The following is a 15,427-nucleotide window of genomic DNA, read 5'->3' as shown; positions in this document are numbered from 1 at the left end:
GGACGCTTCCTTTGTACTCACCCTCTCGGGCTTTCCTCCGGGCGCTTCCCTTCGGTCTTGCGTTTCCGACTCTATCAGATCTTTCCGATCCGATTTCCTCGGTGCTTTCCAGGTTCCCGCTTTCGCGTTTCCCTTTCAGGCGGTTCCGACTCTATCAGATCCTTTCGGGCTCTGATTCCCCGTCAGAGGGGGCTGTCTTCGCGGCCCTTGAGCCGTTTCGACGAGGTGAGACTCTAGCGGACTCCCGGCTCCCGAGCTAATCGGGGGCCGCGTTCTTTCGAACGTGGATTCCTCATTCCGTTAATACGCGCACCGACAGATCGACGACGCCGAACTACGCGACTGTTCGTCGAAGAGTGGTGAGTACTTGCGGAATCGCTGTCCGGGGACCGACCGGGGTCGGCGCTCACGTCGGACAACTCGGAGAACACTAGGAGGGTGGGAGGGTCGTGTCAAATCCCGGGTCGTACGGCCTCCGGAGGCGTAGTGTGGCGTGCGTGATGACGCGTACGTGTACCCAGCTCTGGCGGGCCGCCTGACGGCGGCCGCACACACGTATGCACTCGACGGCCGCCGCTTCGGCGGCCGTTCTCGTATCTCCTTCCAGGAGGGGCGGCCGACGGGTGGCGGCGGCCCTGACCAGGAGGTGGAGAGATGACACGGGTCTTCAGTGGGGTCAAGCCGACCGGGCACCTGACGCTGGGGAACTACCTGGGCGCCATGCGGCGGTGGGCCGCGGTGGACCAGCACCGGTCCGACGCGCTGTTCTGCGTCGTCGACCTGCACGCGCTGACCGTGGACCACGATCCGGCGCGGGTGCGCAGACTCAGCCGGCAGGCGGCGTCGCTGTTGCTGGCGGCGGGGCTGGATCCCGAGCTGTGCACCGTCTTCGTGCAGAGTCACGTGGACGAGCACGCCCGGCTGTCGTACGTACTGGAGTGCGTGGCGACCGACGGCGAGATGCGGCGGATGATCCAGTACAAGGAGAAGGCCGCGCGGGAGCGGGTCAGGGGCGGGAGTGTGCGGCTGTCGCTGCTCACGTATCCCGTACTGATGGCGGCCGACATCCTGGCCTACGGGACGGACGAGGTGCCGGTCGGGGAGGACCAGACGCAGCATGTCGAGCTGGCGCGGGATCTCGCGGTGCGGTTCAACCAGCGGTACGGGCACACGTTCGTGGTGCCGCGGGCGACCAGTCCGACGGTGGCGGCTCGGGTCATGAATCTGCAGGAACCCGCGTCGAAGATGGGGAAGAGCGACGACACCGGGCCGGGGATCGTCTATCTGCTGGACGAGCCGGACGTGGTGCGGAAGAAGGTCATGCGGGCGGTGACCGACAGTGGGCGTGACGTGGTGTACGACCGGGAGGAGCGGGCCGGGCTCGCCAACCTGCTGGAGATTCTCGCCGCCTGCGCGGGTGGGGATCCGGCGGAACTGGCGGACGGCTACGACTCGTACGGCGCGCTGAAGAAGGACACCGCGGAGGCCGTCGTCGAGATGCTGCGGCCCGTGCGGGAGCGGCACATGGAACTGTCCGCCGATCCCGGGTACGTGGACGGTGTGCTCCGGGAGGGGGCCGAGAAGGCCCGGGCGATGGCACGGCCGACCGTGGACGCGGCCTACCGGGCGATCGGGCTGCTGCCCCCGGTGAACGCGGCCCGGTAGGCGCGGGGGCTGGTGGCGAGGCGTGCTGCGAAGTGCTGGCGCATCATGACCTCGCTGCCGAACCCCGCCCGGCGGGCCACCTCCGGCATGGGCAGGTCGGTGCGTTCGAGGAGCTTCTGGGCCGCGGCGACGCGCTGGTCCAGGAGCCAGCGCAGCGGCGTGGTGCCGGTGGCCGCCGCGAAGTGGCGGGCGAAGGAGCGCGGGGACATGCCGGCGCGGGCGGCCAGGTCGGCGACCGTGAGGGGCTCGTCGAGGTGGCGCAGGGCGTGTTCGCGAACGGCGGCGAGGGCGTCGGCGTCGCGGTCGGCGTGGTGGGTGGGGTGCTCGATGAACTGGGCCTGGGTACCGGTGCGGAAGGGTGCGGTGACCATCGAGCGGGCGATGGTGGCGGCGGCTTCGGCGCCGTGGGCCAGGCGTACCAGGTGGAGGCAGAGGTCGATGCCGGCTGCCGTGCCGGCGGCGGTCCAGATGTTGTCGTCCTCGATGAAGAGGGCGTCCGGGACGACGGTGACCCGGGGGTGGTGGGTCCGCAGGAGGTCGAGCAGGCGCCAGTGGGTGATGGCGCGGCGGCCGTCGAGCAGGCCGGCCTGGGCGAGGGTGAAGGCGCCTCCGCACAGGGCGGCGACGGTGGTGCCGCGGGCGTGGGCGCGGCGGAGGGCGGCGAGGACCGGGGCGGGGGCCGGGGTGAGGTGGTCGTCGAGGCCGGGGACGACGACGAGGTCGGCTTCGGCCAGCCAGTCGAGGGAACGGTCGGGGTGCAGGGCGAGGCCGCCGCGCATCGGGACGGTGGTGGTGCCGTCGGCGGCGACGCGGCGCAGGTCGAAGGCGGGGGCGCCGCGATCGGTGCGGTCGGTGCCCCAGACCTCGGTGATGACGGCGACGTCGAAGGCCCGGATGCCGGGGAAGGCGACGAGGGCGACGCGGTAGGGGGGCTCTGCCGCTCGTACTGCTCGTGTTGCTTCTGTTGCGCCGGGCATGGGTGGCAGTAAATCATCGATCGCTGGCTTTTGGACTTCTGGGAGTTCGGACCGCCTGGCCGCACGATCTGAGGCATGGACATCGCTGAGAACGCGGCACTGGTGGTCGTGGACGTGCAGAAGGGCTTCGAGGAGTCCGACTTCTGGGGTACGCGCAACAACCCGGGGGCGGACGACAACATCGCCGCGCTCATCGACGCGTGGCAGTCGGCCGGGCGGCCGGTCGTCTTCGTGCGGCACGACTCGGTGAAGGCCGGGTCGCCGTTGCGGGAGGGGTACGAGGGCAACGGGTTCAAGGAGTACGTGGAGCAGCGGCGCGGGAAGGGGGGCGGGGCCGAGCTGCTGGTCACGAAGAGCGTGAACTCGGCGTTCCTCGGCGCGCCGGACCTGGGCGCCTGGCTGCGGGCGGCGGGGATCCGGCAGCTCGTGCTGGCCGGAATCCAGACGAACATGTGCGTCGAGACGACGGCGCGGATGGGCGGGAACCTCGGGTACGAGGTGGTGGTCCCGTTGGACGCGACGTACACCTTCGACCTGGAGGGGCCCTTCGGCTGGCGGCAGAGCGCGGACGAGCTGGCGCGGGCGTCGGCGGTGTCGCTGCACGGGGGCGGGTTCGCCCGGGTGGTGACGACGCAGGACGTGGTCGCGGCGGCGAAGTGAACCATCGCCCGGGCGGGGCGGGACGAGCATGGCCGTCGCGCGGTCGGCGTGATGGACGCGCCGACCGCGCGGACAGGGTCGGTCAGTCGCTGGTCAGCTCGCTGATCTGCTGGGACGAGGCCGCGGCACCGGCCCATACTCGGACGTCGTGGATGCGTCCGGGGAGGTGCCGCGTCCAGCTCTCGCCGTCCGTCGTCCCTCCGACGGTGAAGACGCCCGAGCCGGGCGGGCTCGGGACGACACGCCCGTCGCCGTTCTGACTGGTCCCGACGTAGAGCTTGACCACTTGGTCCTGGGCGTCGTAGACGCCGGTCAGCCTGACGGGTTCGTCCGGTCGTGCGGCCTCGTCGGAGGTGACCGCTACGTGGGTGCCGTCGGCATTGAGGCGGCCGAAGCGCCAGACACCGACGGGGACCAGTATCTCCTCGAACGTGTCCGGGTCCAGGACCGTCGTCGTGCCGGTGGCCTCGTACCACAGGCCCCAGGTGGAACCGTCGGATGCGCGTTGGCTCACGACCTGGCCCGCACGGCCGACGTCCCAGGTGGCGACCTCGGCTCCGTCCAGCGTGACCTCCGTACTCACGGTGAACGAACCGGTGCCGTCGACCAGTGGTCCTTCCGCTGTCGCGGCGCCGTCCACTCCGTCGAGTACGAGTGTCTCGCCGTCCAGGGTGGTGGTATCCCCGTGCTCACGGCGGCGTCAAGAGGGTCAGTCCTTGGTGCCGGAGGCCAGTTCGCGGCTGCGGTCGCGGGCGGCCTCGAGGGCGGCGATGAGGGCGGCGCGGACGCCGTGGTTCTCCAGTTCGCGGATGGCGTTGATGGTGGTGCCGGCGGGAGACGTGACGTTCTCGCGGAGCTTGACGGGGTGTTCGCCGCTGTCGCGGAGCATCTTCGCGGCGCCGATAGCCGACTGGACGATCAGGTCGTGGGCCTTGTCGCGGGGCAGGCCGAGGAGGATGCCGGCGTCGGTCATGGCCTCGACCAGGTAGAAGAAGTACGCCGGTCCGGAGCCGGAGAGGGCGGTGCAGGCGTCCTGCTGGGACTCGGGGACGCGGAGGGTCTTGCCGACGGCGCCGAAGATCTCCTCGGTGTGGGTCAGGTGGGCGGCCGTGGCGTGGGTGCCGGCGGAGATGACGGACATGGCCTCGTCGACGAGGGCCGGGGTGTTCGTCATGACGCGGACGACCGGGGTGCCGGGGGCGAGGCGTTCCTCGAAGAAGGAGGTGGGGACGCCCGCCGCGCCGCTGATGACCAGGCGGTCGGCCGGGACGTGCGGGGCGAGTTCGTCGAGGAGGGTGCCCATGTCCTGGGGCTTGACCGTGAGGATCAGGGTGTCGGCGGTCTTGGCGGCCTCGGCGTTGGTGACCGGGGTGACGCCGTGGCGGGCGCGGAGTTCGTCGGCCCGTTCCCGGCGGCGGGCGGTGACCAGGAGGTCGGCGGGGGCCCAGCCGGCTCCGATCATGCCGCTGAGCAGGGCTTCGCCGATCTTGCCGGTGCCGAGGACTGCGACTTTCTGGGTCATGGGTTCGGTGCCCTCCGGGGTGCGCGCGTGGTCCGGGGTCATCCTCGCATCGCGGCTGGGGGCGGGGCGTTCCGCGTCCAGTCCGCGGGATGCGGGGCGCGCAGTGCGGGTGGGTGGTCCGGCTTGGATCTTTTCGCCCCCGCCGCCCCTTCCCGTTCCCGTCCCCGGGGGCTGCTCCCCCAGGCCCCTTTCGGCCTGGACGGCCTCGTCCTCACGCGCCGGACGGGCTGGTTGGCTATGACGTTCGGCGTTTCAAGGTCGCCGCTCCCAGGGTCAGGACCAGCAGGGCGCAGCCGGCGACGATGAGGGCGTCGCGGACGAAGGTGGTGGTCATGTCGGTGTGGCGCAGGACCTCGTTCATGCCGTCCACCGCGTAGGACATGGGCAGGACGTCGGAGACGGCCTCCAGGGCCGGGTGCATGTTGTCGCGCGGGGTGAAGAGGCCGCAGAGGAGGAGCTGGGGGAAGATCACTGCCGGCATGAACTGGACCGCCTGGAATTCCGAGGCCGCGAAGGCCGAGACGAAGAGGCCGAGTGCGGTGCCCAGGAGGGCGTCGAGCAGGGCGACCAGGAGGAGGAGCCAGGGGCTGCCCGTCACGTCCAGGCCCAGGAACCAGACCGCCAGGCCGGTGGCGAGGGCCGACTGGACGATGGCGAGGGCGCCGAAGGCGAGGGCGTATCCCGCGATGAGGTCGCCTTTGCCGAGGGGCATGGCGAGGAGCCGTTCGAGGGTGCCCGAGGTGCGCTCGCGCAGCGTCGCGATGGACGTGACCAGGAACATCGTGATCAGCGGGAAGATGCCGAGGAGTGAGGCGCCGATGTTGTCGAAGGTGCGCGGGCTGCCGTCGAAGACGTAGCGCAGCAGGAAGAGCATCACGCAGGGGATCAGCATCAGGAGCGCGATGGTGCGGGGGTCGTGGCTCAGCTGGCGCAGGACGCGGGTCGCGGTGGCTGTGGTGCGGGAGAGGCTCAGGGGGCGGGTGGGGGCCGGAGTGAGGGCGGGTGCGGGGGCGGCGGGGGCCGTGGACGTGGTCATCGGGTGGTCTCCTTCGTGCGGGCCGCCGCCTTGGCCTTCGCCTCGTCGACCAGGTGGAGGAAGGCTTCCTCGACCGTCTCGGAGCCGGTACGGGTGCGCAGGGCGTCGGGGGTGTCGTCGGCGAGGACCTCGCCCTCGCGCATCAGGAGCAGTCGGTGGCAGCGCTCGGCCTCGTCCATGACGTGGGAGGAGACGAGGAGGGTGGCGCCGCGGTCGGCGGCGATGGAGTGGAAGAGGGTCCACAGGTCGCGGCGGAGTACCGGGTCGAGGCCGACCGTCGGTTCGTCGAGGACGAGGAGTTCGGGGGCGCCCAGGAGGGCCACGGCGAGGGAGACCCGGCTGCGCTGGCCGCCGGAGAGGTTGCCCGCCAGGGCGTCGGAGTGGGCGGTGAGGTCGACGTCGGCGATGACCCGGGTGACGTCCTCGCGGCGGCGGTCGGAGGCCGCCCGGCCGGGGTCGAGGATGTCGGCGAAGTAGTCCAGGTTCTGGCGGACGGTCAGGTCGTCGAAGACGGACGGGGCCTGGGTGACGTAGCCGATGCGGGTACGCAGGGCCGGGTGGCCGGCCGGGCGGCCGAGGACGTCCAGGGTGCCGGTGACCTTGGCCTGGGTGCCGACGATCGCCCGCATCAGCGTCGACTTGCCGCAGCCAGAGGGGCCGAGGAGACCGGTGATCCGACCGCGCGGGACGGTGAAACCGAGGCCTCGCAGAACGGTGCGGGGGCCGCGGACGACGGTGAGGTCTTCGGCCCGGACGGCGGGCGGGGCGGGGTCGCCGCCTTGCCCGTCGGGCGGCGGGGAGGAGTGCTCCGTCGAGTAATTCATCATGTGATGAATACTCCTCCTGGGCGCCTGTGCCGTCAAGCGCCGTGGGGCCGCCGGACCGCCAGGCCGCCAGGCCGCCGAGCCGCCGAGCCGCCGAGCCGCCGAGCCGCCGAGCCGCCAGACCGTAAGGGCCCGTCAGGTCGTTGGGGTCGGGGCGAGGAGGAGGTGGACGTTGTAGGTTTCCTCGACCAGGCCGTCCGGGAAGGCGGCCAGCAGGTGTTGGCGCTCCTCGGTGAAGAAGGCCGTGGCGCGTTCCTCGGTGTCGGTCAGGAAGACCGAGTGGCTGCCCAGGTTGGCCAGGTGGGTGTCGAGAGGGACGCGACGGCTCCAGCGGATCTCCTGGTGGACGAAGTCCAGGTTCCCGGTGGGGTCGGCGAAGCGGGCGTCGAAGTTTCGTTTCTCGGCGGAGAGGTTCAAATCCGCGAAGTGCCGGTCGACGCGTCGCGACGACTCCGCGATCCACGGCACGTCGTGGGCGTCGGTGTTCCACCACAGCGCCAGCGCGCCGCCCGGACGCAGCACCCGCAGCGCCTCCGGGACGGCCAGGGCGGGGTCGGTCCAGTGCCAGGACTGGGCGTAGGTGAGCAGGTCGGCGCTGTGGGCGGCGAGGGGCAGGGCGTTGCCGTTGCCGCGCACCACGGGGACGCCGGGGAGGGCCCGGCGGAACTCGGTGGCCATGCCGGCCCCGGGTTCGACGGCGATGACGTCGGCGCCGCGTTCGTGCAGGCGGGCGGTGGCGAGGCCGGTGCCGGCGCCCACGTCCACGACGCGGGAGCCCTTGAGGGGACGGCCGGTCAGCTCCTCCAGCGCCTCGAAGAGGGCGGGCGGGTAGGAGGGGCGGTTGGCGGCGTACTGGGCCGCGGCCGCGTTGAAGGAATGGGCCCGGGCGCTGTGGCCGGCCTGCGGAGATGTCGTCATACGGCCATGGTGGCCTGGCGGATCGGCGGGGCGAAGGGGTTTGCGGGAGCGCCGCGGAAGGGGCCCTTGGGCCCTCGGTTCCGGTCGGGCGGGCAGGCAGGCGGTCGGTCGGTCGGGCGGGCAGTCCGCCGGCCCGCTACTTCCGGCGGCGCTTCTTCATCGGGTTGCCCGAGCGGCGGGTGGTGCGCTTCTCGTACTCCTCGCGGGCCCTGTCGTACTCCGCGCGGTGCAGTTTCTCGCCCGGTGCCTCGGTGAAGGTGCGGAAGAAGTAGGCGAGGAGCGAGCCGACGAAGCCGATGGCGAGCAGGCCGCGCATGGAGGCCTGGCGGTCGGGGTCGGGGCGGCTGGTGAAGCCGGACCAGGTGTGGCGGAAGGCCAGGGCGCTGCAGATCGCGAACATCACGATCATCAGCAGCGAGACGAAGCTGCCGATGTCGGCGATCTGGAGGCCCTGGTAGGCGACGCGGAGCACGAAGCAGGCGGCGGCCGCCACGGCGAGCGAGCCCACGGCGAGGCCCACCCGGCGGGCGGCGTAGCCGTCGTCGTGGTTCACCCAGGACGTGCCGTAGAACCGCAGGGGTTCGGGGCGGGGGCCCGCCTGGGTGTCCGGGATGCCGTTCGTGCCGTTCTCTGTGCTCACGGGTCGATTATGGCCCGCGCCTCCTGAGGCGTGCGGTGCGGTCAGCCGCCCTGGCCGGCGCTGCCGAGCGGGCCGACCCGCACCGGGGTGCCGGAGCCGTCCGTGACGGGCAGCGAGGCGCCGCCCGGCCAGTCGAGGGTGACCGACTTCGTCTCGTCGGGCGGGGTCACCACCAGGCCGGTGATACGGACGCCGGAGCCGCCCGAGTCGTTGATCGGGTAGGTGATGCCGAAGGTCACCGTCTCCCCGTCCTTGAGGACGATCCTGGGGGCCGGGTCGCCCGTGCGCTCGGCGGACACCGTGCCCGAGTTCGTCTTCAGGTCGACGCCCGCGTAGCCCGCGAGGGAGCAGTCCCGGCCGCCGCCGTTCTTCAGGTCGACCGCGACGGTCCCCTCGGTGTCGCCGCCGACGGTGGCGTCCATCGCCGTGATCTCCAGCTCGTCGGTGCTGCACTTGGCGGCCTTGCCGTCCTCGCCGGACCCGCCGGTGCCGCCGGAGCCCCCTGTTCCTTCGGTGCCGCCGGTCCCGTTCGGGGACTCCCCCTCGGCGTCCGAGCCCGCGGAGTCCGAGCCGCCCGATCCCGAGCCGCCGTCCGAGGAGGCCGCGGTGGAGGCGGCCGGCGGAGCGGTGCTCTGGCCCGTGCCGTCGTCGTCGTTCTGGCAGGCCGTGAGCGAGAGACCGGCGGCGAGGGCCATGGCGGCGATGGTCAGCTTGCGAACGCGCATCGTTGTCTACCTCAGGATCGGTTGGCGTGCCGGTCCGCCCGTACCCATCGGTGCGAGCGGGCGTTTCTGATCACCAAGAGCCACTCGGCCCGGCACGCCGTTCCCCTCGGGAACCTCCTAGTACGTCCCCAGGACATCCCTGTTACAAGGTCAGCAGCGCGGGGCCACCCAACCGTCGCTGCCGGTGAGGATGTAGGCGTCGGAGACGTACTGACCGCTGCCGATGCTGTCCCAGATGTTCGAGGTGCCGTAGGGGCCGGAGACCCACTGCCCCGTGCGCTGGCAGTTGATCGTGACCCTGGAGCCCTCGGCCAGGACCCGCACCGTGGAGTAGTTGGTGCCCGGGCCGCTGCGCACGTTCAGGCGGTAGCCCGGCGCGACCGGGTAGGAGCGCAGGGCCGCCGCCGCGACGACTCCCTCGCCCTCTGTCTTTTCGCCCTCTTCCCCGCCGCCGATGTTCTGGACCTGGTCGACCGACATGAAGGAACTCCCCCCGTTGAACACCCCGCGACTTTCGCGGGGCAGCGGTAATACCCCAAGAACAAGCCATGAAACGCCAGTTCGCAACTCGCACACGCGAGTCGGCAGGCCGCCTCTGTCCCGTACGCCCCATCGACTAGGCTCCGAGCATCGCTCGCGCGAACGAACAGCACGGGGGTGGTTCCATGGCGCCGCAGCGGGATGCCGGAGCGGACGCGGAAGCGGAACTTCCGGAGTACGCCGGCCACTACCGGCTGGAGTCCCGCCTCGGCTCGGGCGGCATGGGCGTCGTACACCTGGCCCGCAGCACCTCCGGGATGCGCGTCGCGGTCAAGGTCGTGCACGCGACGTATGCCAGGGACCCCGAGTTCAGGGGGCGGTTCCGGCAGGAGGTGGCGGCGGCCCGGCGGGTGAGCGGGGCCTTCACGGCGCCGGTCGTGGACGCCGACCCGGAGGCCGGACGACCCTGGATGGCGACGCTGTTCATCCCCGGTCCGACGCTCTCGGAGCAGGTGAAGCGGAACGGGCCGATGGACGAGCCCCAGCTGCGGCGGCTGATGGCCGGACTCGCCGAGGCGCTGCGCGACATCCACCGGGTCGGCGTCGTGCACCGTGACCTCAAACCGAGCAACGTCCTGCTCGCCGAGGACGGTCCGAAGGTCATCGACTTCGGCATCTCCCGGCCGAAGGACAGCGAACTGCGAACCGAGACGGGCAAGTTGATCGGCACGCCGCCGTACATGGCGCCCGAGCAGTTCCGGCGGCCCCGGGAGGTGGGGCCCGCCGCCGACGTCTTCACCCTCGGTTCACTGATGGTGCACGCGGCGACCGGGCGGGGGCCCTTCGACTCCGACAGCCCCTACGTCGTCGCCTACCAGGTCGTGCACGACGAGCCCGACCTGACCGGCGTACCGGAGTCGCTCGCGCCGATGGTGCTGCGGTGCCTCGCCAAGGAACCCGAGGACCGGCCGACACCGGACGAGTTGATGCGGGAGCTGCGGTCGGTCGCGGCGGCCTACGACACGCAGGTGTTCATACCGGCACCGCGGACCGAGCGGGAGGAGACCCCGCGCGGGGCCGGTGCGCCGTCCGCGCCGCAGGAGCCCGCCGAGCCGTCCGTACGGCGGTCCGGGCGGGTCGTACGGCGGCTGGGGAAGCGGTCGGCGCTCGTCGCCGGGGCGGTGGGTCTCGCCGTGATCGGGAGCCTCGTGGCCGTGCAGGCGTTCGGCGGTGCCGAGCCCGCGCGCACGCCCACCGCACAGAGTGCGCCGGGCGGGTTCGGGGCGTGGGAGGCGGTGCCCGCGGCGCAGGGCGGCGGGATGCCGCAGTGCTCGTACGCCGCGCGGCGGCTGCTGTGCGCGCGGCCCGGCGCGGTCTTCGCCCTCGATCCGGCCGACGGGAGCACGCTGTGGCGGCACCCCGTCGAGGAGGCCGTGCGGAACGAACCGCCGGTCGTGTCGGGCGGGCTCGTGCAGCCCGAGGTCGGCCTGCTGGGCCCGCTGGAGGCGCTCGACCCCGCGACGGGTGAGCCCGAGTGGCAGGAGGACATGCCCGCGTACGACGGACTGCGCACCGTCGGCGACATGCTGCTGCTCACCCGCGCCGACGGGATGGTCACCGGCGTGGACAGCGCCTCGGGGCGGACGAGGTGGACGCACCGGATCCCCGGGCAGGCGGTGCCGTACTTCACCTCGTTCGCCGGGGAGCGGCATCCGGCGGCGTACGCGACGAGTCAGAGCGGGGACGGGCGGCGGACCCACGTCACCGCGGTGGAGCCGGCGAGCGGGGACGTGCGCTGGGACACGGAGCTGGCGGGGGCGCTGACGCCCGTGGGGGCGGCGGCGGACGGTTCCGTGTTCCTCGTCGCCGAGGGGGCGACCTACGGCGACGTCAGGACCGTGGTCCGCTACACGCCCGGCACCGGGGCGACCCGGCGGGTGACGCTGCCGATCCCGGTCGAGCAGGCGTCGGCGTCGGCGGGCGTGCGCGGGGACACCGTGTACCTCATGGGCGCGGGCGGGTCACTGGTCGCCGTCGACATGGCGGCGGGGAAACAGGCGTGGCGGCTGGAGACGGGCGTGAGCCGGGGTTCGGCGCCGGTCTCCGACGGGCGGCACGTGTACGTCACCGCGCCCGACGGGCGGCTCCTCGGCGTCGACGCGCGCAAGGGCAGGCTCCTCGGGCAGACCCGGCCGCGGCTCGGCGCCGACTCCGACACGGTGCCCGCGTCACTGCCCGCGCCGCTGCTCGCGGGCGGGCACGTGTACGCCGGGGCGCCGGACGGGACGGTCTTCGGGGTGTCGGGGCGGGACCCGGGGGCCTGGTAGGCCGCCGCCCGGGTCCGGTCCCCCGGGCGGGCCTCAGCCCAGCTTGCTGACGTCGCGGACCGCGCCCTTGTCCGCGCTGGTGGCCATCGCGGCGTACGCCTTCAGGGCCGCGGAGACCTTGCGGTCGCGGTTCTTCGGGGCGTACACGCCGTTCAGGGCCTGCTCGCGGCGGGTCAGCTCGGCGTCGTCCACGAGCAGCTCGATGGAGCGGTTCGGGATGTCGATGCGGATGCGGTCGCCGTCCTCGACGAGGGCGATGGTGCCGCCGGCCGCCGCCTCCGGGGAGGCGTGGCCGATGGACAGGCCCGAGGTGCCGCCGGAGAAGCGGCCGTCGGTGACCAGGGCGCAGGCCTTTCCGAGGCCGCGGCCCTTCAGGTACGAGGTGGGGTAGAGCATCTCCTGCATGCCGGGGCCACCCTTGGGGCCCTCGTAGCGGATGACGACGACGTCGCCCTCCTTGACCTGCTGGGTGAGGATCTTCTGGACGGCCTCCTCCTGCGACTCGCAGACGACCGCCGGGCCCTCGAAGGTCCAGATGGACTCGTCGACGCCGGCCGTCTTGACGACGCAGCCGTCCACGGCGAGGTTGCCGCGCAGGACGGCGAGGCCGCCGTCCTTGGAGTAGGCGTGCTCGACGGAGCGGATGCAGCCGCCCTCGGCGTCCTCGTCCAGGGTGTCCCAGCGCTCGGACTGGGAGAAGGCCTCGGCGGAGCGGACGCAGCCGGGGGCCGCGTGCCACAGCTCGACCGCCTCCTTGGAGGGGGAGCCGCCGCGCACGTCCCAGGTCTTCAGCCAGTCGGCCAGGGACGGGCTGTGCACGGAGTGGACGTCCTCGTTGAGCAGGCCGCCGCGGTGCAGTTCGCCGAGGAGGGCGGGGATGCCGCCGGCGCGGTGCACGTCCTCCATGTAGTACGTGCGGTCCTTGGCGACGTTGGGCGCGACCTTGGCCAGGCAGGGGACGCTGCGCGAGAGGGCGTCCATCTCGGCGAGGCCGTAGGAGACCTCCGCCTCCTGGGCGGCCGCCAGCAGGTGCAGGATCGTGTTGGTGGAGCCGCCCATCGCGATGTCCAGCGCCATGGCGTTCCCGAAGGCCGCGGGGGTGGCGATGTTGCGGGGCAGGACCGAGTCGTCGTCCTGCTCGTAGTAGCGGCGGGTCAGGTCCAGGACCGTGCGGGCGGCGTTCTCGTAGAGCGCCTTGCGGGCGGTGTGGGTGGCCAGCACCGAGCCGTTGCCGGGCAGGGAGAGGCCGATGGCCTCGGTCAGGCAGTTCATCGAGTTGGCGGTGAACATGCCGGAGCAGGAGCCGCAGGTCGGGCAGGCGTTCTCCTCGATGCGGAGGATGTCCGCGTCGGAGATCTTGTCGTTGACCGCCTCCGACATCGCGTCGACCAGGTCGAGCGTGCGGACCGTGCCGTCGACCAGGGTGGCGCGGCCGGACTCCATCGGGCCGCCGGAGACGAAGACCGTGGGGATGTTCAGGCGGAGCGCCGCGTTGAGCATGCCCGGGGTGATCTTGTCGCAGTTGGAGATGCAGATCAGGGCGTCGGCGCAGTGCGCCTCGACCATGTACTCCACGCTGTCCGCGATCAGGTCGCGGGAGGGGAGGCTGTAGAGCATGCCACCGTGGCCCATGGCGATGCCGTCGTCCACGGCGATCGTGTTGAACTCGCGCGGGATGCCGCCGGCCGCGGTGACCGCCTCGCTGACGATCCGGCCGACGGGGGCCAGGTGCGTGTGGCCCGGCACGAACTCCGTGAAGCTGTTGGCGACGGCGATGATCGGCTTCCGCCCGATGTCCGCGCCGGGTACACCGGAGGCACGCATAAGGGCGCGGGCGCCCGCCATGTTGCGGCCGTGGGTGACAGTGCGGGACCTCAGTTCGGGCATCGTCGCTCGCTCCTTCGGAGAGTTATGACTGCCGTCGAGCGTACGCCGGTCATCCAGGGGTCGGGACAGGGTGTCCGGAATGCGGGACGCACGTCTCGCCGTACGCCGTCGTGGGGGTCTAGGGGCCTGAGGGCCTGGGGGGCTCGTGGGTGGGGCCTCGGGGGTGGCCTCAGGGGGCGGTGAGGTGGCCCTGTACGACCGGGGCCAGGCGGGCGACGAGCTGCTCCGGGTCGGCCGAGGCCAGTGGCTCCACCTTGATCACGTAGCGGAGCATCGCGCACCCCACCAGCTGCGCCGCCGCCAGTTCGACGCGCAGTTCCGCGTCCGGCAGGTTCAGCTGGGCCGCGACCCGGCGCAGCAGCTGGGCGGCGATCAGCCGCCGGAAGACGGTGGCGGCGGTCTCGTTGTTCACGGCCGAGCGGAGGATGGCCAGCAGGGGGGTGCGGGTGGCGGGGTTCTCCCAGACGCCGAAGATGAAGCGGGTCAGGCGCTCGCCGACCCCGTCCAGGGGGCCGTCGGCGATCGCCTCGGGGGCGTCCATGGCGGGCGCGAAGGCGACCTCGATGGCCGCCTCGAAGACCTGCTCCTTGGTGCCGAAGTAGTGGTGCACCAGAGCGGGGTCCACGCCCGCGGACTTGGCGATGCCGCGCACGGACGTCTTCTCGTAGCCGCGCTCGGAGAACTCCTCGCGGGCCGTGGTGAGGATGCGGTCGCGGGTGTCCCCCGACTCCTTACGGGGCGGGCGGCCGCGACGACGGGGCGCCCCGTGCCCGTCGGCCCCGTTCCCGTCGGCCCCGTTCCCGTCGGCCCGCTTTCCGTTGGCCCCGTTCCCGTTGGCCCCGTTCCCCTTGGCGCCGTCGCTCACCGGTGGTCCGTCCGCGCCGCGTGTGCGGCCCCCGGGGCCGGGGGCACGGCCTGGGCCAGGTGCAGGCGGGTGAAGGCCAGCGCCTCGGCGAGATCGGCCTCGCGTTCGGCGCCGGACATCGCGCGCCTGGTGTTGACCTCGATGACGACGTGGCCGTCGAAGCCGGTGTGCGCGAGGCGCTCCAGCACCTCGGCGCAGGGCTGGTTGCCGCGGCCCGGGACGAGGTGCTCGTCCTTGGCGGAGCCCTTGCCGTCGGCCAGATGGACGTGGCCGAGGCGGTCGCTCATGCGGTCGATCATGTCGAGGGTGTCGGTGCGGGAGGTCGCGGCGTGGCTGAGGTCGATCGTGAAGTGCCGGTAGTCGTCCTTCGTCACGTCCCAGTCGGGGGCGTAGGCCTGCATCTCGCGGTCGCGGTAGCGCCAGGGGTACATGTTCTCGACGGCGAAGCGGACGTCCGTCTCGTCGGCCATCCGCCAGATGCCGTCGACGAAGTCGCGCGCGTACTGGCGCTGCCAGCGGAACGGGGGGTGCACGACGACGGTGGACGCGCCGAGCTTCTCGGCGGCGGCGCGGGCACGCTGGAGCTTGACCCAGGGGTCGGTGGACCAGACGCGCTGGGTGATGAGGAGACACGGTGCGTGCACGGCGAGTATCGGCATGCGGTGGTAGTCGCTGAGCCTGCGCAGCGCCTCGATGTCCTGGCTGACCGGGTCCGTCCAGACCATCACCTCCACGCCGTCGTAACCGAGGCGGGCGGCGATCTCGAAGGCCGTCGCCGTCGACTCCGGGTAGACGGAAGCCGTCGACAGGGCGACCTTCGTGTCCGGGGTGCGGACGGCGTCGCTTGGTTTTGCCACGGGGGTCAGGTTACGGGGTGGGCTCGGGTGGGTGCGGGGTGCCC

The 15,427-nt window shown here is 72.2% G+C and carries 15 protein-coding genes; 3 read left to right on the top strand and 12 right to left on the bottom strand.

Annotated features, from left to right (window positions below):
- The first annotated feature begins 654 nt into the window (after window positions 1-654).
- Complete coding sequence (gene trpS, locus ACFYZ3_RS20775) at window positions 655-1,665, top strand: tryptophan--tRNA ligase (RefSeq protein WP_388519588.1); 1,011 nt, start codon at window positions 655-657, stop codon at window positions 1,663-1,665.
- Here the strand turns inward: trpS and ACFYZ3_RS20770 are convergent.
- Window positions 1,620-2,642, bottom strand: a complete 1,023-nt coding sequence (locus ACFYZ3_RS20770) for a GlxA family transcriptional regulator (protein ID WP_388519585.1) — start codon at window positions 2,640-2,642, stop codon at window positions 1,620-1,622. The two genes, trpS and ACFYZ3_RS20770, sit on opposite strands and share 46 nt — an antisense overlap.
- Window positions 2,643-2,717: 75 nt before the next feature.
- Here ACFYZ3_RS20770 and ACFYZ3_RS20765 point away from each other — a divergent pair, with 75 nt between their 5' ends.
- Entirely contained in the window at window positions 2,718-3,302 is a 585-nt protein-coding gene (locus tag ACFYZ3_RS20765; RefSeq protein ID WP_388519582.1) for a cysteine hydrolase family protein, read from the top strand.
- Window positions 3,303-3,384: 82 nt separating this feature from the next.
- Here ACFYZ3_RS20765 and ACFYZ3_RS20760 read toward each other — a convergent pair whose 3' ends face one another.
- The 8 genes from ACFYZ3_RS20760 to ACFYZ3_RS20725 all read right to left on the bottom strand — a co-directional run bounded on the left by ACFYZ3_RS20760 (window position 3,385) and on the right by ACFYZ3_RS20725 (window position 9,447).
- The gene (locus ACFYZ3_RS20760) at window positions 3,385-3,942 is read right to left on the bottom strand and encodes a LamG-like jellyroll fold domain-containing protein (RefSeq protein ID WP_388519579.1); all 558 of its coding nucleotides are present in this window, start codon (window positions 3,940-3,942) and stop codon (window positions 3,385-3,387) included.
- Between the two features lie 69 nt (window positions 3,943-4,011).
- A complete protein-coding gene (proC, locus tag ACFYZ3_RS20755; RefSeq protein WP_356370555.1) occupies window positions 4,012-4,824 on the bottom strand; it encodes a pyrroline-5-carboxylate reductase in 813 nt (270 codons plus the stop codon).
- Between the two features lie 235 nt (window positions 4,825-5,059).
- A complete protein-coding gene (locus ACFYZ3_RS20750; protein ID WP_361012371.1) occupies window positions 5,060-5,860 on the bottom strand; it encodes an ABC transporter permease in 801 nt (266 codons plus the stop codon).
- Window positions 5,857-6,687, bottom strand: a complete 831-nt coding sequence (locus ACFYZ3_RS20745; RefSeq protein WP_361012369.1) for an ABC transporter ATP-binding protein — start codon at window positions 6,685-6,687, stop codon at window positions 5,857-5,859. Before ACFYZ3_RS20745 ends, ACFYZ3_RS20750 begins: the two co-directional genes overlap by 4 nt.
- Window positions 6,688-6,819: 132 nt before the next feature.
- Window positions 6,820-7,602 carry a class I SAM-dependent methyltransferase gene (locus tag ACFYZ3_RS20740; protein ID WP_388519574.1) on the bottom strand — a complete coding sequence of 261 codons (783 nt, stop codon included), beginning with the start codon at window positions 7,600-7,602 and terminating at the stop codon, window positions 6,820-6,822.
- A gap of 136 nt (window positions 7,603-7,738) precedes the next feature.
- Window positions 7,739-8,242: an EamA/RhaT family transporter gene (locus ACFYZ3_RS20735; protein WP_388519571.1), complete on the bottom strand. Its 504-nt coding sequence runs from the start codon at window positions 8,240-8,242 to the stop codon at window positions 7,739-7,741.
- 41 nt (window positions 8,243-8,283) lie between these two features.
- A complete protein-coding gene (locus ACFYZ3_RS20730) occupies window positions 8,284-8,967 on the bottom strand; it encodes a DUF4232 domain-containing protein (protein WP_388519569.1) in 684 nt (227 codons plus the stop codon).
- A gap of 150 nt (window positions 8,968-9,117) precedes the next feature.
- On the bottom strand, window positions 9,118-9,447 hold the full coding sequence (locus ACFYZ3_RS20725) for an SH3 domain-containing protein (protein ID WP_388519566.1): 330 nt from the start codon (window positions 9,445-9,447) through the stop codon (window positions 9,118-9,120).
- 185 nt (window positions 9,448-9,632) lie between these two features.
- Here ACFYZ3_RS20725 and ACFYZ3_RS20720 point away from each other — a divergent pair, with 185 nt between their 5' ends.
- Window positions 9,633-11,774 carry a serine/threonine-protein kinase gene (locus ACFYZ3_RS20720; protein WP_388519563.1) on the top strand — a complete coding sequence of 714 codons (2,142 nt, stop codon included), beginning with the start codon at window positions 9,633-9,635 and terminating at the stop codon, window positions 11,772-11,774.
- Window positions 11,775-11,807: 33 nt separating this feature from the next.
- Here ACFYZ3_RS20720 and ilvD read toward each other — a convergent pair whose 3' ends face one another.
- From ilvD to ACFYZ3_RS20705, 3 genes are all read right to left on the bottom strand, one after another.
- On the bottom strand, window positions 11,808-13,661 hold the full coding sequence (gene ilvD, locus ACFYZ3_RS20715) for a dihydroxy-acid dehydratase (RefSeq protein ID WP_003975489.1): 1,854 nt from the start codon (window positions 13,659-13,661) through the stop codon (window positions 11,808-11,810).
- A 169-nt stretch (window positions 13,662-13,830) separates the two neighbouring features.
- The gene (locus ACFYZ3_RS20710) at window positions 13,831-14,526 is read right to left on the bottom strand and encodes a TetR family transcriptional regulator (protein ID WP_388519560.1); all 696 of its coding nucleotides are present in this window, start codon (window positions 14,524-14,526) and stop codon (window positions 13,831-13,833) included.
- Window positions 14,523-15,383: a sugar phosphate isomerase/epimerase family protein gene (locus tag ACFYZ3_RS20705; RefSeq protein ID WP_388519557.1), complete on the bottom strand. Its 861-nt coding sequence runs from the start codon at window positions 15,381-15,383 to the stop codon at window positions 14,523-14,525. Before ACFYZ3_RS20705 ends, ACFYZ3_RS20710 begins: the two co-directional genes overlap by 4 nt.
- Between the last annotated feature and the right edge of the window lie 44 nt (window positions 15,384-15,427).

The organism is Streptomyces sp. NPDC001599 (genome assembly GCF_042893535.1).
GTDB lineage: Bacteria > Actinomycetota > Actinomycetes > Streptomycetales > Streptomycetaceae > Streptomyces.
This window is presented reverse-complemented; position numbering and strand designations above follow the sequence as displayed.